Here is a 20,791-nt window from a genome sequence, read left to right as displayed (position 1 = left end):
AAAGTCCGTCCGATCACGATCTCAACAGCGGGCCGCCCGGTCCGCCTGAAAGAAGGCGAAATTCATGCCCATCCTGAACCGTGCCGCTGAAATGCAGGAAGAAATCGCCGGCTGGCGACGCGAACTCCACACGATCCCGGAACTGAATTTCGACCTCTTCAAGACCTCGGCCTTCGTCGCCGACAAGCTCAGGTCCTTCGGCTGCGACGAGGTCGTCACCGGCATCGCCAAGACCGGCGTCGTGGGCCTCATCCGCGGCAATCTCGGGGCAGGCGCCACGATCGGCCTCAGGGCCGACATGGACGCTTTGCCGATAGCGGAGGCGAGCGGCGTGCCCCATGCCTCGACGCATCCCGGCGCGATGCATGCCTGCGGCCATGACGGTCATACCGCCATGCTTCTCGGCGCTGCGAAATATCTGGCGGAGACACGCAATTTCGCCGGAACGGTGGCCGTCATCTTCCAGCCGGCCGAAGAGGGTGGCGGGGGTGGCAACGTCATGGTGAGGGAAGGCATGATGGAGCGTTTCGGCATCGGCAAGGTGTTCGGCATGCACAACATGCCCGGTCTCGGCATCGGGGAGTTCGCGTTGCGTCCCGGCCCGATCATGGCGGCAACCGCGGAGTTCACCATCACAATCAAGGGCAAGGGCGGTCATGCCGCCATGCCCCATCGCAACATCGACCCCATCGTGGCAGCCAGCCAGATCGTCATGGCCTTTCAGACCATCGTGTCGCGCTCGGCCGATCCGATCGAATCGCTGGTCGTTTCGGTCACGAAATTTCATGCCGGCGACGCCTACAATATCATCCCCGCACAGGCGCAGATCGCCGGAACGGTGCGGACGTTGAAGAACGAAGTCGCGGCCATAGCGCGCGAGCGCATTCACGAGATCTGCGCCGGCATCGCGGCCGCGACGGGAACGGAAGTGGTCATCGACTACGACGCCAACTACCCCGTCACGTTCAATCATGCCGACGAGACGGTCTTCGCGGGCGACATGGCGGCCTCGGTCGCCGGCGAAGCCAAGGTCCAGCGCGCCGTCGCGCCGACCATGGGCGGCGAGGATTTTTCCTACATGCTGCAGGCCCGGCCGGGTGCATTCGTCTTCCTCGGCAACGGCAACACCGCCACGCTGCACAACCCGGGCTACGATTTCAACGACGAGGCCATTCCCCATGGCGTGAGCTACTGGGTGAAGGTCGCGGAAACCGCGCTTGCGGCGTAAGCGATTTCCGACCTGCGGGATCGGAGCCTCGGCTCCGGTCCCGCAGGTCGTGGCCGCGGCGCGGCTCACAAAACAGGTTGGCGAAGCGCGGCGAAGCGGTTAAGAGTGCATCCGCGTGGTCCCGTAGCTCAGTAGGATAGAGCGACAGATTCCTAATCTGTAGGTCACAGGTTCGATTCCTGTCGGGATCACCATTCGCCGTGAATCGCCTCAACGGATCACGCCCTGCAAGAATGAGTCGAGGCGGTTATTCGCGGGCAGCCCCTTCGCGGAGGCTGAAGTGGATTCCGCCGAGTCGGTCCCGCCACTTGCCTTCCAGCCATGGTCCCGCTACCGACCCAATTTCGTAATGTGGGGTAATCAATCGTGGCGGACGGTGGCTGGTCGGATCTCAATGATATGATCCAAGCGGGCGGTGCTTCATCGTCATCGGCGTGGGAAGTGCTGGCGTCCGTTGTCGAGGAAAACTCGGACGAACTTGTTCGTCTGTTCTACGATACGTTTCTTCAAGACGAAGAAGCTTCCCAGTTCCTGAGCCATTCAGTCGTGCATAGCCGGCTCAGTCAGTCACTTCGTGACTGGCTATTGAATCTCCTGCAGGCTGACGCGTCCGGGCAACATTCCGAATTCGAGAACAGGCAACGGACCATCGGGGAGGTCCATGCCCGCATCAAGATCCCGATCCATCTGGTGCTGGAAGGTGCGGCCCTGATCAAACGCACTGTAGCCGCGCATCTCCTGGGCCTTGACCTTAGCCGAGAGGTGCTGGCCGAAGCTCTCATCCTGCTCGACCAGCGGATCGACCATGCTATGCGGCTGATGAGTCAAGCCTACGTTTCCGGCACCATGCGCCGCGCCCAGATCGAGGAATCCTTTCGGCTTTTTGCCCTCGGTCAAGACATCACTCTCGAACGAGAGAGCCAACGTGCGGCCCTGATGGAGTGGAGCCAAACAGCTCTATTCGCCCTATTCGGCAATGGGCCCGCAACGGCGCTCAAGCCCCTCTCCAGCTCTCCATTCGGCTTATGGCTGCACCACCGGGCCGGGGTCATGTTCCAGGATGTGCCCGCTCTGCAGAGCATCGAAGCTGCGATGGAGCAGATCGACAGGATACTGCTTCCGAAAATCGACGAAGCAAGATCTACAGGACACTCTGCATTGGCAGAGCTCCTCGAGCGTCTGCAGGGTTTGATCGAGAAAATCAAACTGCTGCTGGCGGAGCTTTTTCAGGGGGCAGCAAGGCTGGAGAATGGACGCGATGTCCTAACCCGAACACTCAACCGTCGTTTCTTGCCGTCGATTCTGGGTCGTGAAATTTCTATAGCGAGCAGAAGCGGCAAGCCGTTCACGATCCTGATGATAGACGTGGATTACTTCAAGCAGATCAACGACCGGTGGGGGCACTCCGCCGGCGACCTCGTTCTGCGCGCGATCGCAGAGGTGATCCTCGATGCGGTGCGGCCGAGCGATTTTGTGTTTCGTTATGGCGGCGAGGAGTTTCTGGTCGCCCTCGTAGAGACCGATGCAGAGCAAGGATTCCAGGTGGCGGAGCGGATTCGTCATGCGATCGCGGCGCAGGAGCTTCGCCTTTCCGACGACACAGAGCTCACCGTCACCACCTCGATCGGACTTGCGGCCTACGAGGGACACCCAGACTACGCCTACCTTGTCAACGCTGCCGACAAGGCGCTCTACAGTTCGAAGGAAGCCGGACGGAACCGGACCACAATAGGAGTACACTCTTAAGGCAAGAGGCAGCCTCAGCACAGCCCTTGAGACAGCGGAACGGACTGGGACCAGTCTGGTCAAATCCGTGATTGTCAGGGGTGAGGATTTGCGTTAATCGTCATTTCGACATTTTTAGGATTGTTGAAATATGGATGAACGTCAAGCACTCATTGCATTCGGAGCGATGTCTCAGGAGACGAGGCTCCGCATAGTCCGGCTGCTGGTGAAGGCAGGTCCCGAAGGCATGGCGGCCGGCAGCATCGCCGAGGCCGCAGGCGTGTCGGCCTCCAATGTTTCATTCCATCTGAAGGAACTCGAGCGGGGCGGTCTCGTTATCGCGCGCCGGGAAGCCAGGTCGATCGTCTATTCAGCGGAATACGAGGCGCTGAGCGGTTTGATCCGGTTTCTCATGGAAGATTGCTGCGCGGGCAATCCGGCCATCTGCGAACCTCTCCTCAACCAGTCATGCTGCGAACCCGCGGAGGCCGCGCAATGAGCGATCCCCTGGCGCTGGAACACCATCTCAAGGCTATCGGCAGCCTGGCGGGAACGACTTCGAAGAGCACGGACGTAGCCTGAACCATGTCGACTTTCGAACGCTACCTGACCCTTTGGGTCGCTCTGTGCATTGTCGCAGGCGTCGCTATCGGGCACGCGCTGCCGGGTCTGTTCCACGCCATCGGCGCCGCCGAGATCGCCAGGGTCAACATCCCCGTGGCGGTACTGATCTGGCTCATGATCATTCCCATGCTGCTCAAGATCGATTTCGCGGCACTGCGTGAAGTCGGCCAGCATTGGCGCGGCATCGGCGTGACGCTGTTCATCAACTGGGCGGTCAAGCCTTTCTCGATGGCCCTGCTCGGTTGGCTCTTCATCGGCTGGCTGTTCCGGCCCTATCTGCCCGCGGACCAAATCGATTCCTACATAGCGGGGCTCATCATCCTGGCCGCCGCACCTTGCACGGCCATGGTCTTCGTCTGGTCGAACCTGACCAAAGGCGAGCCGCATTTCACCCTGTCGCAGGTCGCCCTCAACGACGCGATCATGGTGGTCGCCTTCGCGCCGATCGTCGGCCTGCTGCTTGGCCTCTCCGCGATCGTCGTACCCTGGGACACGCTCGTCCTGTCTGTTGTCCTCTACATCGTGATCCCCGTGGCCATCGCGCAGCTCCTGCGTCGCCACCTTCTGGCTTCGGGTGGGCAAGCCGCTCTCGGCGACCTTCTGCGGAAGCTGCAGCCGCTGTCCCTTGCCGCACTCCTGGCGACGCTCGTCCTGCTGTTCGGTTTCCAAGGCGAACAGATCGTCTCCCAGCCGATAATCATCGCGCTGCTGGCAATTCCAATCCTGATCCAGGTCTATTTCAACGCGGGACTTGCTTACCTGCTCAACCGGGTTTCGGGTGAGAAGCACTGTGTGGCCGGCCCCTCTGCCTTGATCGGCGCGTCGAATTTCTTCGAGCTCGCCGTGGCGGCTGCCATCAGCCTGTTCGGCTTCAGTTCGGGCGCGGCGCTCGCTACCGTGGTCGGGGTGCTGGTCGAAGTCCCCGTGATGCTGTCGGTCGTATGGATCGTGAACCGGAGCAAGGACTGGTACGAACGCGGGCCCGCGGTCCGCACCGAAGAAGCCCGGAGGATCGCATGACGGACGTCACCATCTATCACAACCCCGAATGCGGCACGTCGCGCAACACGCTTGCGCTCATTCGAAACGCAGGCGTCGAGCCGAAGATCGTCGAATATCTCAAGACACCGCCAAATCGGATCCTTCTCAAGGACCTCATCGCAAAGGCCGGGCTGACGGTGCGCGAAGCGATCAGGCAAAAGGGAACACCCTATGACGAGCTTGGCCTCGATAATCCGGAGCTGACCGACGAAGAGCTCCTCGATGCCATGCTCGAACATCCCGCCCTGATCAATCGTCCGTTCGTGGTGACGCCCTGGGGCGTTCGGCTCAGCCGCCCTTCAGAGGTCGTTCTCGACATTCTTCCGCTCCCCCAGAAAGGTCCGTTCGCCAAGGAAGACGGGGAGATCGTGATCGACGCCTCGGGGAATCGCATTGCCTGACCTGCCGATGTCGTGGACGGAATCGTGCGGCTTCCCGAATGACGCTAGCCGTATCCTTTGAGCGTCGTCGGGCGGTCGCCATCTGGGGACTCGGCGCGACCCAGATCATCGGATACGGAACACTCTATTACAGCTTCGCGATCCTGGCGCCGGAGATGGCCGGGGATTTCGCCTGGTCGACCGAGTGGGTGTTCGGCGTATTCTCGGCATCCCTGATCTTCGGTGGCCTCATCGCGCCATCCACCGGCCGCTGGATGGATCGCTACGGCGCTGGGCGCGTGATGTCGCTCGGATCCGTGATCGCGGCGCTCGCCCTTGTCTTATGTGCCTTTGCACCTGGGCGCGTGACCTTTATCGCGGGGCTGGTCGCGATCGAAATGGCCTCAGCCTTCGTCCTCTACAATGCGGCATTCGCCCTGCTGGTGCAGATCGCACCCCGAACCGCACAGAGGAGCATCACCCATCTGACGCTGATCGCGGGTTTCGCCTCGACGCTGTTCTGGCCGATCACATCCCAGCTTCACGAGCATCTCACATGGCGCGAGGTCTATCTGGTCTTTGCGTGCGTCAACCTGCTCGTCTGCCTGCCCATCCATCTGTGGCTGGCCTCCCTGATGAAGGCGGCAGAGGTGCAAGAGGCTGGCGTGCCCAGCGGCGCTTCTGCCACGATCGCCGGCAGCATTACCGCTGGAAATCGCGCACGCGCTTTCCTCCTGGTGGCGGCCGGATTCGCCCTGGAGGGATTCGTGCTTTCCGCACTCCTGATCCACATGGTGCCACTGCTCACGACGGTTGGAATGGGGGCGAGCGCCGTGCTGGTCGGTACGGTTTTCGGGCCTTCCCAGGTGCTCAGCCGGCTGATCAACATGCTGTTCGGAAAGGGTGTGTCGCCGTTGCTCCTGGCCGTGGTCTCCGCAATGTTCCTGGTGGCAGGGCTGACGGTCTTGCTGGCGAGCGCCCCTTCGATCGCGGGAGGCGTGGCATTCGCAATCCTCTTCGGCTTCGGCTCAGGGCTGACAAGCATCGTCCAAGGTTCGCTGCCGCTGTACCTGTTCGGTTCGGACGGATACGGCGCCTTGCTGGGGCGCATCTCCGCGGCGCGCCTTCTCGCCTCGGCTTTGGCTCCGTTCATCTTCGCGTACCTGATGACTCAGGTCGGCACATGGTCGGCTCTGTCCGCCGCCATCATGCTCGGCGTGGTGGCCGCGGCGGCCTTTGCCGGCATCCTGTGGGCTCTCGCCGATCCATGGCAATGGCGCCGGGAAGCTGATCATACCAACGGTCAATAAGCTTGACCGTGGGAGCGCGACTGCGCGCTGCGTCATCGAGCGCCGCGCATCCCTTGGGCGTGCAAAGGACGCAGACGGGCATCGAAAGTCAGGCGGCCCGGATGGGCCGCGCCGGTGACTGAGGCGCCCGGATGCGTCAACACCAGTGTCACTAAGGCGAAGCGGAAAAGCAAGCATCGATCGATCTAGATCGGCTGGTCTGCATCGTATCTATTGTAAATAATTTAATAAATATTCTAATTTGTACCAAAATAATACAGTAAAGCACAACTATAGATGCGTCAACTTCAGTTTGATTTTCCACAGGTCGCGAAAGAGTCATCTCATGCATGATGATCGCCAATGGAGCTTCCGTTCGCTTCTCCTGGTCGCCTCGATGCCAAGCTGGCTGGTCGGCGATGCCAAAGCGAAATCGTCCGCACCCAAGAAGCAGGCCGACATTCCGGCACGCCCGGAACGCGTTGCAGTCCGATCTGGCCTGCCAGGAAACGAGACGGAGATCCTTGCCGACGGTGCCGCGGCGAACCCAAGAAGCCACGAACGGATCGTGGAAGAACTCTTCGGCGCGCCGATTGAGAGCGACCATGTAACGATCGCGCCGCTCGGCTCGGAAGCCGATGCCGCTATCGGTCCGACGGTGCCGAAAGCAGGGACGTGGCCGATTTCGCCTCAGCATGGACATTCAGCGCGCGGCACCCCGACAGGTGGCATGGCCGCCGCAGTCGGAACGGCAGCGAGAGCCCTGACGGGCGCCGCCGAACCGGGCAATGCCGGACCGGCCGTCCCCAGCGCGGCGAAGGGCGCGTCCGACACCGGCGCGTCTGGTCAGACTTCGATATCGCAGACAGAAGCATCAGCGGTCTCCAGTTCCGGTCCCGTCCTGATTTTGGGCACGGTGCCGACCGCGCCCTCTGTCGCGGATATCATAGGCTACATGCCGTCTCCCACGGACCCTGCGGGCCAGACCGATATCCTGCTCTGCTGCGGCGGCTGCGGCTACATCAACTGCCCGACCCGTCTGCTCGAGCAGGCGGGGGCGCAACTGAATGGCCAGAAACCTGGCAGCGGCCTTCCCGACGGCAGCGACTATGTGTCCACCGGACGGGCGCGCTTCGGCGCCTCCGTGAGCGCCGCCATGCCACTGGATCGGGTAGCGCCTTTCGCAAATTGGCGGGAAAACGCCAAGCCTGTGGTCTCGGATGTCAATCAGATGCCGGGTGGCGGCGAGACGGGCACCGGAACCAAGTTCACCGTGAGACCGACCCTTTCGGGGCGGTTGAAAACCGTAACCATGCCCCAGGCTAGGGCAAAGGCCATCGCGCAGCTGGCAGCGGCCACGGACACAAACCCGATTGTCGCTGAGAACCAGAAGCCCGGGAACCCTGAGAGCGAGTGGGGCATCGACGGTGCGGGGGATTCCAACATCGAGGGCTTTGCCACAGACATTAGTGTCAATCGCGGTTCTACCGTCAATTTCAAGGTCAATACCAATTCCAACAACTACAGGATCGATATCTATCGGTTGGGCTATTATGGTGGCCTGGGCGCCCGGAAGGTCACGACCATCCAACACGCCGGCCTGCAGAACCAGCCCAATCCATTGCGCGATGCCGCGACCGGGGCCGTGGATGCCGGCAACTGGGCGGTTTCCGCGTCCTGGGCAGTACCCACCGACGCCGTGTCGGGCGTCTACATCGCCAAGCTCGTCCGCCAGGACGGTACGCCGGGTCAGAACCATATCCCCTTCATCGTGCGCGACGATTCCAGCCAGAGCGACATCGTCTTCCAGACCGCGGACACGACCTGGCAGGCCTATAATGGCTGGGGGGGCGCGAATTTATATGGAGGCAACGGCCCGGCCACCGGCCAGGGCGCCGGACGCGCCTTCGCGGTGAGCTACAACCGGCCGATCGCCACGCGCGGTGGGGTCGGTACGTTTGCCGGCCCGCAGGATTATCTTTTCGGCGCCGAATACGCCGCGATCTCGTGGCTCGAGGAGAACGGTTACGACGTCTCCTACATGGCCGGCGTCGACGTCGACCGCCGTGGCAGCCTGCTTCTCAATCACAATCTCTATCTCAGCGTCGGGCATGACGAATATTGGTCGGGGCAGCAGCGCACCAATGTCGAAGCCGCGCGCGATGCGGGGGTGAATCTCGCGTTCTGGAGCGGCAACGAGGTCTATTGGCGCACCCGCTGGGGCACCGCCTTCTCCGCCGACGGCACCCCCTACCGCACACTCATCTGCTACAAGGAGACATGGGCCGGGTCCTCGATCGACCCCTCCAACGAATGGACCGGAACTTTCAGGGATCCGCGCTTCAGCCCGCCGGCAGTCGGCGGCGGCAGCCCGGAAAACGCGCTGACCGGAACAATCTTTCAGGTCGACGATGTCGGCAACAATTTGCAGGCCATCACGATCCCGTTTGATGACGCCAATCTGCGTTTCTGGCGCAACACCAGCGTCGCCAATCTGCAACCCGGCCAGACGGCCACCCTTACCAAGAACTATCTGGGCTACGAATGGGACGAGGCCTCCGACAATGGCTTCGATCCCGCAGGCCTTATTCGCCTTTCATCCACCACGCTGCCGGTCAGCACGTATCTTCTCGACTACGGCAACACTACGGGTCCGGGCACGTCGACGCACAATTTGACGCTCTACCGTGCGCCGAGCGGCGCGCTCGTCTTTGGCGCCGGTACCGTCTACTGGGCATGGGGCCTGAGCGATAATCATGACCTGCAGGTCACGCCCACCGATGCGCGCGTGCAGCAGGCGATGATCAACCTGTTCGCGGACATGGGTATCCAGCCGGCGACGCTCCAATCCGGGCTCATCGCCGGGGTGGCTTCGACGGACAATACGAGGCCGACCTCTACCATCAACGCTCTGGGGACCATTGCGTTGGGAAGCACCGTCACCATTTCCGGGACGGCGACCGATGCCGGCGGCGGCGTTATCGCGGGTGTTGAAGTCTCGACCGACAATGGCGCGAGCTGGCATCCCGCGACCGGCGACGAGACCTGGACCTATAGCTGGAGACCACAGGTCGCCGGCAGCTACACGATCCGTTCCCGTGCCGCGGACGACAGCGTCAATCTCGAGACGCCCTCGTTGGGACGCACGGTGACCGTCGCAGGTCCGACCTATACGACGCTGTTTGCACCGACGGCCACACCGGCCGTCGTGAATACGACGGATGCGAGCGCGGTGGAACTGGGCGTCCGGTTCCAATCCTCCGTAGCGGGCAACGTCCACGGTATCCGCTACTACAAGGGCAGCCAGGACACCGGAACCCATACCGGTTCGCTGTGGTCCAGCACCGGCACAAGACTGGCGAGCCTCACCTTCACCAACGAGACGACGAGCGGCTGGCAAATGGCGACTTTCTCCTCGCCGGTCGCGATCTCGCCGGGCGTCACCTATACCGCTTCCTACCACACCAATGTCGGCCACTATTCCAACACCGCCAACTATTTCACCTCCGATGTCACAAGCGGGCCACTGACGGCGCCTGCCGCCGGCAACGGCGTTTTTACCTATGGCAGCACCAGCCAATTCCCGACCAGCACGTTCCAATCGACGAATTTCTGGGTCGACGTTCTGTTCGCCCCCGCTGCTGCTTCGGGCACCGGGCCGACGGCCGTCGCCGATACCGGAGACGCCACGGAGAAAGGCGGTATCGCCAACGGCTCCGGCGGCTCGCTCGCCACCGGCAATGTGCTGACGAACGATACGGATCCCGATCCCGGCGACACCAAGACCGTCACCGCCATCCGCTTCGGCACTACGAACGGGACGCTCGGAACGGCGCTTGCCGGCACCTATGGCGGCCTCGTGCTCAATGCCAACGGCAGTTTCACCTACACGATAAACGAGAACAACGCGGCGGTTCAGGCTCTGCGACTGGCGACTAACACGCTGTCGGAAGTCTACAGCTACACGATGCGGGACTCGGCCGGCGCGACGTCGACGGCAACGCTTACGATTAGGATCCATGGCGCCAACGACGCGCCTGTGCTCGCGCAACAGACTCCCGGCCAGAACGCAATCATAGGCTCGGCCTTCTCGCTCACGCTGCCGGCGGGCACGTTCACGGATGTCGATACGGGCGACTCGTTGACCTACGCGGCTACGACCGCAACCGGTACGGCACTTCCTTCCTGGCTGACTTTCAACAGCGCGACACGCACCTTCAGCGGCACGCCGACCTCGGCCAATAGCGGCACGCTCGCCGTCAGGGTAACAGCGACCGATGCAGGCGGTCTTGCCGCCAGCGAGACCTTCAACATCGTGGTATCGGCAACTCCGCCTCCGGCCGCGGTCAGCCTGTTCAGTGCTTCCAGCACGCCGGCGCAGACCAATCTCAACGACGGTAGCCAGATCGAACTGGGCGTCAAGTTCCAATCCAGCGTTGCCGGCCAGATCACGGGAATCAAATTCTACCGCAGTGCCGGCGATACCGGACAGAATATCGTCAATCTCTGGACTTCGACCGGGACGAACCTCGGTACGGCGACCTTCACCAACACGGCCGCGAGCGGCTGGCAGACGGTCACGTTCTCCGCCCCCGTCACCATCACGCCCAATACGACCTATGTGGCGTCCTACCACACGACCGGTGCCTATGTGGCCACCGGCAATTTCTTCACCGGCGCCGTCACCTCCGGCGTGTTGACGGCGCCATCGAGTTCCTCGAGCGGCGGCAACGGCGTCTATCGTTATGGCGGGACCGCCAGCACGGGCATCTTCCCGAACAGCTCCTGGAACGCTTCAAACTATTTTGCCGACGTAGCCTTCGTTGCGACGGCAGGCTCCGGCAACGCCCCGCCTACAGCTGTTGCCGACACGGGCGACGCCACCGAGAGGGGCGGAGCCGCAAACGGCTCGGGCGGATCTTCCGCGACCGGCAACGTGCTGACCAACGATACCGACCCCGACGCCGGCGACTCTAAGAGCGTCACCGCGATCCGGTTCGGCACCACCAACGGAACGCTAGGGGCCGGGCTGGCCGGTGCCTATGGCAGTCTCGTATTGAACGCAAACGGCACCTACACCTACACGATCAACGAAACGAGTTCCGCCGTGCAGGCGCTGCGGCTGTCGACCAATACGCTGAGCGAGGTCTACAGCTATACGATGCGCGATGCGGCTGGCGCGACCTCGACGGCGAACCTCACGATCACCATCCATGGCGCCAACGACGCGCCCGTGCTCGCCGCCCAGACGGCGAACCAGAACGCCGTTGTCGGCTCGCCGTTTTCGCTCACGCTGCCGGCCGGCACATTCACCGATGTCGATACTGGCGACACGCTGACCTACACGGCGGCTCAATCGAACGGCTCGGCGCTTCCCGCCTGGCTGACCTTCAACGGAACGACCCGCACCTTCAGCGGCACGCCTGCGGCCGGGAACGTCGGCACGGTCGCTGTCAGGGTTACGGCCACCGATCTCGGCAGCCTCGCAGCGAGCGAGGCGTTCAATATCGCGGTGTCGACTACCCCCGCCACTCCCACTACTGTGAGCGTGTTCAGCGCGTCGGCCACCCCTGCGCAAACCAATCTCAACGACGGTCAGCAGCTTGAGGTCGGCATGAAGTTCACATCGTCGGTGGCCGGCCAGGTGACCGCGCTGAAGTTCTATCGCAGTCCCAACGACACGGGCCAGAACATTCTGGGGCTTTGGACCTCGACCGGCACCAGGCTCGCCAGCGCGACCTTCACCAACACGACGGCGAGCGGCTGGCAGACGGTGCCATTGGCAACGCCGGTGAATATTACCGCCAATACCACCTATGTCACTTCGTATCACACGACAGGTGCTTATGTGGCGACGAACAACTTCTTTGCCAACGCTGTCACGTCGGGCGTTCTGACGGCGCCTTCGAGCTCATCGAGCGGCGGCAACGGCGTCTATCGTTACGGCGGCAACGCCAGCACGGGAATTTTCCCGAACAGCACCTGGAACGCGTCGAACTACTATGCCGATGTCGTGTTCCAGCCGCAGCTGGCAGCCTGAAGCATGTCGTTTTCCCGGAACCGGAGACATGCTTCAATGGCCGGGCGCCTCGCCCTTGCGGCGGCCGAGAATTGCCCGGAGGTCGACTGCGGTGTCGACCGCCTGAGGGCGTAATGTGCGGCGCACGGCTTCGATAAAGGTCTGCAGGTGGGCCAATGCCTTGGCATGCGTCCCTTCGAGTATGTGCCGCGTCAGCGTTTCAGCGAATTCGGCGCGGCCGCCGGGAGCCGGGGTATCCTGGAACAGCGACAGCGCGACAGCCAAACGATTGCCTGTTCGTTCGACGCTGCCGGCCATCAGGCGGTTGTCATGAATCACCGCCAGCAGGATCAGATATTCCATCTGCAGTCGCAGGCTTGAATATGCATCCTGCTCCGACTCGGCCTTCCGCTGCGCCCTGGCGTGGTCGGAAAGCATCTGGCGGTGCTCGGCCGTGATCCGGTCGGGATGCGTCGCCAGTTCGCTGACGATGCCGGCAAGCAGCGCGGCCGTTGCTTCCAGGAGTTCCTGGGCATCGCGGAAACTCGGCGAAGCGACATAGGCGCCGCGATTGAGCGGCAGCGATACGACGCCTTCCTGCTCCATGATAACGAGTACTTTGCGCACCACCGTTCGGCTGACGCCATAGATCTCGCTGAGGACGAGTTCTTCGATCTTGGCCCCGGGTTTGAGCTTGCGCTCGATGACCGCATTCCAGAGGTCGTTGTAGATTTCGGCTTCGATACCAGCGAGCGGCGCTATCAGTCGGGATGTCGCGTCCTGGTCATGCAATGCCGGAGACAGGTAGCGTTCCTGCATGAGCTATCTCGATAAGTTGCCGACTGGATGACGAAGTTGCTTCTGAGATGAGCGCTCTGCCGCCGCCGATTCGAGACCGAAGAGCCGCCGCCCATCGCAATCGGAGTTTGCGTGCATCGAAATTGCCGTTCCCGTCCATCAGGTAACGCAGATACTGAATTAAAACACCGCGGGCCATTCCGATGCAATTGCGGATGTCAAATTACTTATAAACTCTTAGTATTAGAATGTTTCGCGGTGGTGAATGTATATCGGGAATATCAATCAACTAGTGGTAGCAGGTCGGCTGCACCGTTCCTCGTTGTCAGCACGTACAGAATAAGATGAGCAGTTAAGACCTGAACCATATGGATCGCGGTTCTGGCAATGCAAAGCCGGTACGATCTGATGCATGAAGCATGATCGCAAAAAACCCGGCGGTTGCCCGCCGGGTTTCAGTAGATCGGTTTTGAGGCCGATTAGAAGTAGCGGGTGAAGCGCAGGAAGCCCGACACCGTTCCGTCGAGATCGTCCACCTTGTCGTAGTGGATTTCCGGACGAACTTCGAAGTTCGTGACCGGCATCCATACGGCCGAGATTTCGGCGCCCCAGGCATTCACGTCCGTGCTGATGTCGGTGCCCGGCAGGTAGAGATTGTTGAAGTACTGACCAGCAACCGAAACGCCGAGGGTCTCGCTGAACTGATGGTTGTACGACGCCAGGATCGACCATTCGGGCGCGACATCCAGTGCAGACCCGGAGCTGAAGCGGGTGTCGCTGTCAGCGTAGTAGCCGAGGATACGGAGCGAGGAACCAGGCGAGTTCGGCACGTTGAACTGCGCCGCAAGCGATGCACCCCAACCGCTCTGGTGGTCGATGCCAGGAGCGCTATCCGGCAGGCCGGTGATGTCGTTTTCGTAACCGAAGCGAGCCCAGACCGAACCCCAGCCCTGGTTCACACCAACCTTGGCCACGACGTCCGGCACGTAGCCGTCACCGGCCAGCGCATCGTCTTCGAGAGACAGCGTGGCGAAGAAGCCGTTGCCGCCGAAGAAGGTGTAGGACATCTGGTGACGCTGAGCGTAGCCATAGTACATGCCGCCCCAGGAGTGCGAACCGAAGTTGGTCGCGCCGCCACGGAACGAAGCTGCCCAGGCCGATTCGGAGTAACCGGCGAAGAAGCCGCCGAGAGCGAGCCAGCCCTGGTCGATCGAAACGGGACCGTCAGAGAATGGGCTGCCGGCCAGCGCAGTGCTGTTCGAGCGGGTCACGCCACCCCAGTCGGCCTGGAAACGGACCATGCCGCGCAACGTACCCCATTCGGTTTCCGAACGGGACTCGATGTTGACACGGGCACGGGTCGACTTGATCCAGCCGTCGCCGGTACGCTTGCCGACGTAGCCAGGCGTGTCGTTGCTGAGGTCCCTGATGATCGGGTCGCCCGTAACGGGGTTGGTGCCGACCTGCTGGAAATCGTTTTCGTAGCCGTTGGCGCCGACCTGGTACCAGACGTAACCGCTGATCGACAGGCAGGTCTCGGTGCCCGGGATATAGAACCAGCCACTACCGTAGGTGTCGCAAACGCGCACATACTCGACCGGCTCAGGTTCGGCGATGACGACGGCGTCAGCCGCGCGTGCGCCGCTGACGGCGACAAGGCCCGCCGCCGAAGCGAGAAGCAAGCTTCTGATTTGCATTCAGTAACCCTCCAGATGCAATACGTTGAACGGACAGATTCGATCATTGATTTTTGATTCTGCCGTGAAGCAGACATTCCTCATGTCGTTGTTTTCATCAATCTTGTTTCAACCGATTCGACTGCCGAGGAGGCAGAATCCATCACCTGTGTTGCATAACTGGCACACCGTTTGATCGTCGGGGGAGCAAAATTTCATGCAGAAGAGATAGAATATGAATTGAATTCGTCCGGCTTCATGATACAAAAACCTCAGGTTGACCTCCAGTCGACCAACTGCACGGGCGGGGTGACCGGCTGCAGATGGCCACCCCGCTTGCACTGCCAGATCTGTTCCGATTTCACCGAGGAGATGGCGCGGATATGAGTGCACTGCGTCCTTTCGGACACGTTGGCGCTCTACCACTTTGTTTCAGACGCGTTTGTGCGGCGCCGAGTGATTTCCCCGGCTTCATTCTACCTGGCTGCAAAATGCTCTACGCCCGCGGGCACGTAACTCCAGCGGTTTTCGGGTAGACGGTCACTCGCCGAAGCATCACGACTTCTGCCTGAATACGTGGTCAGCGATCGACCGCGGTTTCATCTCGATGGAAAAGCCAGGCCGGCTCGGCGGCATGTAAGCGGCGCTCTCGATCACGCAGGGGTCGACGAAATGCTCATGGAGATGGTCGACATATTCGATGACGCGACCCTCCTTGGTGCCGGAAACCGCGACATAGTCGATCATCGACAGGTGCTGGACACGGCCGATGGTGAAGGTCAGCCCGTGACCCGTAAGCTCCTCGCGATCCGTGTCGAGGACGACGTAGGCGGCGGAATAGTCGGGATCGGGATTCATCGCGTCGGAGCCGTCGAGACTCAGCGAGGTCGGAAAACGCAGGTCGAAGACGCGAAGGCCGGTAATGCGGGTCATGAGCGTGTCCTCTCTTGTGCGAGGCGCGGGCCCCTCACTGTCCTGCCGGACATCTCTCCCCGCAAGCGGAGCGAGAAACGCCGGCCGCTTAGCTTTCGCCAATCGCAAATGCCGGCGACTGGCGGAAGCCAAGGTGATATCGGTCTTCTCCCCGCGTGCGGCGCGTGCGGGGAGAAGATGCCGGCAGGCAGATGAGGGGCAGCGCAACCTGAATCGTTGGCCGGTGATATCAGGCGTCGGCCCGCACCTTCTGCTTCTGGGTGCCGAGGCCCTCGATGCCCAATTCGACCACGTCGCCGGATTTGAGGTAGCGCGGCGGCTTCATGCCCAGGCCGACGCCGGGTGGCGTGCCGGTAGAGATGATGTCGCCGGGTTGCAGGCTCATGAACTGCGACAGGTACGAGACCAGGAAGGCGACGCCATAGACCATGGTCTTGGTCGACCCGTCCTGCATGGTCTCCCCATTGACCTTGAGCCACATCTTCAGATCCTGCGGGTCGGCGACCTCGTCCTTGGTCACCAGCCACGGTCCGGTCGGGCCGAACGTGTCGCAGGACTTGCCCTTGGTCCATTGGCCGGAACGCTCCGCCTGGAAAGCACGCTCGGAAACGTCGTTCAGTACGCAATAGCCGGCGACATGATCCAAGGCTTGGGCCTCGGTCACATATTTGGCCGTCTTACCGATGACGACGCCGAGTTCGACTTCCCAATCGGTCTTCTCGGAGCCGCGTGGGATGACGAGATCGTCGTCGGGTCCGACGATCGCGGAGGTCGCCTTCATGAAGATGATCGGCTCGGGCGGGACGGTCGCGCCGGTCTCGGCTGCGTGGTCGGAATAGTTGAGGCCGATGCAGATCATCTTGCCGGTCCCGGCGACGCAGGGGCCAAGGCGCGGCTTGCCATCGACCACCGGCAGCGACCTCGGATCGATCGCCGCCAGCTTAGCCAGCGCGGCCGGATCGATCACGGCGCCGGCGATGTCGGGCACATGGGCGGACAGGTCGCGAATCACGCCGTCGGCGTCGATGAGGCCCGGACGCTCGCTGCCCGGATTGCCATAGCGCAGCAGTTTCATGAAATACCCTTTCCTAAGCTAAAGCATGTCTCCCGAAGTGCAGCGGTTTCGGCAAAGACATGCACCACATCAAGAACCTGCAGCGCGTCGCGTGGATCTTTTGCACGCGGCGCGTTGTAGATCAGATCGACCAGCCTCCATCGATATTGTAGGTCTGGCCCGTCGTGTAGGTGGCTCCCGCAAGATAGACGGCGAGCTCGGCGATTTCCTCCGGGGTGCCGAGCCTGCCCATCGGCTGACGCGCGATGAAGGCGGCGCGGGCCTTGTCGTAATCGCCCTGGGCACGCATGCGGTCTTGCAGCGAGGGGCTCTCCACCGTTCCCGGGCAGATCGCGTTGCAGCGAATGCCCTTGGCCACATAATCGGCGGCGATCGACTTGGTGAGGCCGATCACGGCGGCCTTGGTCACGCCATAGGCGAAGCGATTGGGCACACCCTTGATGGAGCTCGCCAGCGACGACATGTTGATGATCGAACCGCCGCCGCGCTCCAGCATGCCGGGCAACACAGCGCGGATGGTGCGCACCATCGAGCGCACATTGAGGTCGAAGGCGAAATCGAGATCGCTGTCCTTCATCTCCAGGATGGTGCCGGCATGGACATAGCCCGCGCAGTTGAAGAGCACGTCGACCGGCCCGGCGGTGTCGAAGAATTCCTTCACCTCGGAGTCATTCAGCACGTCGAGCTTGGTCGTGGTCATGCCGGACTCGCCTTCCAGCTCGCGCAGCAGGACGAGATTGATGTCGGTTGCGATCACTTTTGCGCCGGCCTTGGCGAAAGCCAGCGCCGAGGCGCGGCCGATGCCTTGCGCGGCGGCCGTCACGACGACGGTCTTGCCTTCCAATGAACTCATGAAATTCCTCCGGTTTCGTCACGCCGTTTTGCGGCGCTCGACGATATAGATACGGTCTGTTGCGAGAACGACCTCGTCTCGCCGGTTGATCACTTCGCAGCGTTCGATGACGCGCCCTGGGTCGTGCCGTTTCGGATCGTCTTCCTTCGCGACGATGGTCGCGCGCGTACGGGTCGTGTCGTCGATGAACACAGGTCTTATGAAACGCAGCCAATCATAGCCATAGGAAAACGCGACAGGGTTGATGATGCTCGCGGTCAGCCCGACACCGATCGAAAAGACCATGATGCCATGGGCGATACGCTGGCCGAAGGGCGTCTTCTTCATGAACTCGGCGTTCATGTTGTAAGGGAAGAAGTCGCCTGTATGCCCGGCATGGACCACAAAATCGGTCTCGGTGATGGTGCGGCCCGTCGTCACGCGCGAAAAGCCGATTTCACAGTCTTCGAAATAGGTCGTCTGTTCCATGTCGGATCACGCTCCTGGTTTCTCGGCGAGTGGCGCCAGCCAGGCGTCGAAATCCACCACTTTGCCCAGCCAGCCCTGCCGGATAGCGTCCTTGAGGGCAAGCATCATGGGGGCGAAACGAAGCTGAAGGTTCACTGCCGCCACCAGTTTCTTGCGCCGGCAGATGCGCAGGATCTCGGTCGCGCCGTCGAAATCGCTGCCCATCGGCTTCTGAATGAGCACGGTCGCGCCGTTCGGCAGGGCCTCCAGCACCTCGGCGTGACGGGCCGGCGGCGTGGCCAGATCGAACACCGCGTCGGGCACCGCCGCCGCTTCTTCGACGCTGCGGAAAGCCGTCGCGTTCCAGACGGCGGCCAGCTTCTCGGCCTTGGCGCGATCGGGATCGTAGACGCCCACCATGGGAAAGCCGCCCTTGCGATAGGCGGGCAAATGCGCGTCACCGACGATCGAGCCGGCGCCGAAAGTCACGATCGGCCGGGGTTTCGTGGGCAGCGGCCAGAACTGGGCGAGGGAAGCCGGGTCGAAGCGCTCAGTCATGGTGGAAAACCTCCTCCATCATGGCGAGCCGCTTGTATTCGGCGACCTTGTCGGGTGCCAGGCCGATGCCCATGCGTTGCACTAGTTACCTCCCTGTTGGATGGACGGCGTGCTGGTCGCGCGGCCACCCCTCAACCGACCTCGGATGAGGGGGCCTTGAGCGCTCATCATCCCGCAATCTCGCGGTTGAATTCCGCGATGCTTTTTCCCGCAACCGCATCCCAGTCCCAGTCGATGCCGATGCCCGGCTCGCTTGGCGCCAGCGCCATGCCGTCCTCGATGCGCATCCTGGAACCTGTCAACTCATCGAGCTGGGGAATGTATTCGACATATTTTCCGTTTTGAACCGCGCAGACGAGGCTGACACGCAGCTCCATCAGGAAATGCGGGCAGACGGGGATGTCGAAGGCCTCGGTCGCATGGGCGACCCTCAGCCAGGGCGTGATGCCGCCGATGCGCCCGACGTCGACCTGGACGATCGAGCAGGCGCCCTTCTGCATGTATTCGCGGAAATGGCGGATTGAATAGAGCGACTCGCCGATCGCCACCGGCGTTGCGGTCGAAGCCGACAGACGGACATGTCCGTCGATGTCGTCGGCCGGAAGCGGCTCCTCGATCCAGGCGAGGTCGAGCTCGCGCAGCCTTTCGGCGCGGCGGATCGCCTCGTGCGGCTCGGTGATCGAAACCGGCAACTCCAGGGTGTGGACGGCGGACGCTTCTCCCGAATGAATGCCGTGGCCCTCCCGGCCGGCTACAGAACACTCTCACCAGCGCATAATTCATATACGAAGGACATCTTTATAGACAGGTCAAGCGATCACTGCTTCCGTAGGGGCAAACGATGCGTATATGAATAAGCCCGGTTCCGGCCACGTGCTGCTTGCCTTCCGTTCACCCGAGGAGCGGCAGATGATGATCGCCGAATATGGCCGCGACAACGATCAGGTCGAACCGCCCGGCGAATTCTTCGCCAGGCTCGACCAGTTGTGCGAGCGCGGCTACGAGATGATGGCGAGCATGCAGACGGCCGGCGTCTTCAACTTGTCCGCGCCCGTGCTCGGGCCGGATGGCAAGGCTCTGGCCGCGCTAACCGTACCCTATATCACCCTGGTAAACGTGTCGGGCGCGCCCGACATCGCCCGTACCATCGAGCTCCTGCTGGCGGCTCGCGAGAAGCTGTCGCGGCTCGCGGGATCGGATGTCGAACAGGGAAAAAATAGCTGACGTTCAGTGGGAGGAGGAAACCGCTGTGATCATCGACACGCATCTGCATCTGATCGACCAATCGGCGCTACGCTATCCATGGCTGGCCGGCGTGCCCGCGCTCAACCGGGACTTCAGCTACGAGGAATACGCGCGGGAGGCCAGACGGGCGGGGATCGGCCACGTCCTTCACATGGAGGTCGATGTCGATCCGGCCGACATCGAGGCCGAGACCGCCCATGTTCAAAGACTGGGGACTGGGGCGGACAACATGATCCGCGGCGCCATCGCCGCCTGCCGGCCCGAGGATCCGGGCTTTGCCGCCTATCTCGATCGCCAGAAGGCCAATCCCTTCGTGAAGGGTTTTCGCCGGGTGCTGCATGTCGTGCCCGACGAGCTGTCGGAAGGCGCGCTGTTCCGCGAGAATCTCAAGCGCCTCGGCGGCACCGGCCTGACCTTCGACCTCTGCGTGCTGCCTCGCCAGCTTCAGAGAGCCGCCGCACTCGCCGATCTCGCGTCTGACGTCCAGTTCGTGCTCGACCATTGCGGCGTGCCGGATATCAAGGGCGACGGCTTCGAGCCCTGGCATGCCGGAATCGCCGAGGTTGCCAGGCGCGACAATGTCGTGGTGAAGATCTCCGGCGTGGTCGCCTATGCCGATCCGGAGAGCTGGACCGCCGAGACGCTCGGGCCCTATGTCGAGCACACGATCGAAAGTTTCGGCTGGGACCGCGTGATCTGGGGCAGCGACTGGCCCGTCTGCACGCTGGGCGGCGGGCTGTCGACCTGGGTCGCCGCCACGCACGCATTGCTTTCCGGCGCAAGCGCGGAGGAGCGGACGAAGCTCTTGTCGGGCAATGCGCGGCGCATCTGGAGACTGGGCAATAAGGATTGACCTTTGGACCTGCCCCTCATCCGCCTGCCGGCACCTTCTCCCTGCTT

The 20,791-nt window shown here is 62.1% G+C and carries 13 protein-coding genes, 1 tRNA gene and 5 pseudogenes; 10 read left to right on the top strand and 9 right to left on the bottom strand.

From position 1 onward, the window contains the following. Positions 1 to 64 precede the first annotated feature (64 nt). The 8 genes from ACCO56_RS29385 (at position 65) to ACCO56_RS29350 (ending at position 12,327) form a co-directional block, all read left to right on the top strand. Complete coding sequence (locus ACCO56_RS29385; protein WP_433644490.1) at positions 65 to 1,228, top strand: M20 aminoacylase family protein; 1,164 nt, start codon at positions 65 to 67, stop codon at positions 1,226 to 1,228. Positions 1,229 to 1,345: 117 nt separating this feature from the next. Next, positions 1,346 to 1,422 (top strand) — tRNA-Arg (locus ACCO56_RS29380). A 172-nt stretch (positions 1,423 to 1,594) separates the two neighbouring features. Continuing rightward, positions 1,595 to 2,974, top strand: a complete 1,380-nt coding sequence (locus tag ACCO56_RS29375; RefSeq protein WP_433644489.1) for a GGDEF domain-containing protein — start codon at positions 1,595 to 1,597, stop codon at positions 2,972 to 2,974. A gap of 130 nt (positions 2,975 to 3,104) precedes the next feature. Beyond that, complete coding sequence (locus tag ACCO56_RS29370) at positions 3,105 to 3,452, top strand: ArsR/SmtB family transcription factor (RefSeq protein WP_433644488.1); 348 nt, start codon at positions 3,105 to 3,107, stop codon at positions 3,450 to 3,452. 86 nt (positions 3,453 to 3,538) lie between these two features. Further along, positions 3,539 to 4,597, top strand: coding sequence for an ACR3 family arsenite efflux transporter (gene arsB / locus ACCO56_RS29365; protein ID WP_433644487.1), 1,059 nt, complete (start codon positions 3,539 to 3,541; stop codon positions 4,595 to 4,597). Continuing rightward, complete coding sequence (gene arsC / locus ACCO56_RS29360; protein ID WP_433644486.1) at positions 4,594 to 5,019, top strand: arsenate reductase (glutaredoxin); 426 nt, start codon at positions 4,594 to 4,596, stop codon at positions 5,017 to 5,019. The genes arsB and arsC overlap by 4 nt, the downstream gene beginning before the upstream one ends. A 38-nt stretch (positions 5,020 to 5,057) precedes the next feature. Further along, positions 5,058 to 6,308, top strand: coding sequence for an arsenite efflux MFS transporter ArsK (gene arsK / locus ACCO56_RS29355; protein WP_433644485.1), 1,251 nt, complete (start codon positions 5,058 to 5,060; stop codon positions 6,306 to 6,308). A gap of 325 nt (positions 6,309 to 6,633) precedes the next feature. Then, positions 6,634 to 12,327, top strand: a complete 5,694-nt coding sequence (locus tag ACCO56_RS29350; RefSeq protein ID WP_433644484.1) for a DUF4082 domain-containing protein — start codon at positions 6,634 to 6,636, stop codon at positions 12,325 to 12,327. A gap of 33 nt (positions 12,328 to 12,360) precedes the next feature. Here the strand turns inward: ACCO56_RS29350 and ACCO56_RS29345 are convergent, their stop codons facing one another. The 9 genes and pseudogenes from ACCO56_RS29345 to ACCO56_RS29305 all read right to left on the bottom strand — a co-directional run. Further along, on the bottom strand, positions 12,361 to 13,125 hold the full coding sequence (locus ACCO56_RS29345; RefSeq protein ID WP_433644483.1) for a GntR family transcriptional regulator: 765 nt from the start codon (positions 13,123 to 13,125) through the stop codon (positions 12,361 to 12,363). Between the two features lie 458 nt (positions 13,126 to 13,583). Further along, on the bottom strand, positions 13,584 to 14,801 hold the full coding sequence (locus tag ACCO56_RS29340) for a porin (RefSeq protein ID WP_433644482.1): 1,218 nt from the start codon (positions 14,799 to 14,801) through the stop codon (positions 13,584 to 13,586). 534 nt (positions 14,802 to 15,335) lie between these two features. Beyond that, positions 15,336 to 15,542 (bottom strand): annotated as a pseudogene (locus tag ACCO56_RS29335) (fuconate dehydratase); the annotation flags it as partial. Beyond that, positions 15,543 to 15,713: pseudogene (locus ACCO56_RS29330) on the bottom strand (fuconate dehydratase); the annotation flags it as partial. Positions 15,714 to 15,942: 229 nt separating this feature from the next. Further along, entirely contained in the window at positions 15,943 to 16,788 is an 846-nt protein-coding gene (locus ACCO56_RS29325; RefSeq protein ID WP_433644481.1) for a fumarylacetoacetate hydrolase family protein, read from the bottom strand. A gap of 121 nt (positions 16,789 to 16,909) precedes the next feature. Next, positions 16,910 to 17,641 (bottom strand): SDR family oxidoreductase, encoded by a 732-nt coding sequence (locus ACCO56_RS29320; protein ID WP_433644480.1) that lies wholly within the window; start codon positions 17,639 to 17,641, stop codon positions 16,910 to 16,912. A gap of 18 nt (positions 17,642 to 17,659) precedes the next feature. Further along, the gene (locus ACCO56_RS29315) at positions 17,660 to 18,109 is read right to left on the bottom strand and encodes a MaoC/PaaZ C-terminal domain-containing protein (protein ID WP_433644479.1); all 450 of its coding nucleotides are present in this window, start codon (positions 18,107 to 18,109) and stop codon (positions 17,660 to 17,662) included. Positions 18,110 to 18,142: 33 nt separating this feature from the next. Beyond that, positions 18,143 to 18,646 (bottom strand): annotated as a pseudogene (locus tag ACCO56_RS29310) (Gfo/Idh/MocA family protein); the annotation flags it as partial. Positions 18,647 to 18,813: 167 nt separating this feature from the next. Continuing rightward, positions 18,814 to 19,311 (bottom strand): annotated as a pseudogene (locus tag ACCO56_RS29305) (enolase C-terminal domain-like protein); the annotation flags it as partial. A gap of 196 nt (positions 19,312 to 19,507) precedes the next feature. Here ACCO56_RS29305 and ACCO56_RS29300 point away from each other — a divergent pair. Both ACCO56_RS29300 and ACCO56_RS29295 read left to right on the top strand, forming a co-directional pair. Next, positions 19,508 to 19,870: pseudogene (locus ACCO56_RS29300) on the top strand (IclR family transcriptional regulator); the annotation flags it as partial. 25 nt (positions 19,871 to 19,895) lie between these two features. Further along, positions 19,896 to 20,744 carry an amidohydrolase family protein gene (locus tag ACCO56_RS29295; protein ID WP_433644478.1) on the top strand — a complete coding sequence of 283 codons (849 nt, stop codon included), beginning with the start codon at positions 19,896 to 19,898 and terminating at the stop codon, positions 20,742 to 20,744. The last annotated feature ends 47 nt before the right edge of the window (positions 20,745 to 20,791 follow it).

Source organism: Mesorhizobium sp. 1B3 (assembly GCF_050958605.1).
Lineage (GTDB): Bacteria > Pseudomonadota > Alphaproteobacteria > Rhizobiales > Rhizobiaceae.
The sequence above is the reverse complement of the archived record's forward strand: the minus strand, read 5'-3'. Positions and strand labels throughout refer to the sequence as shown.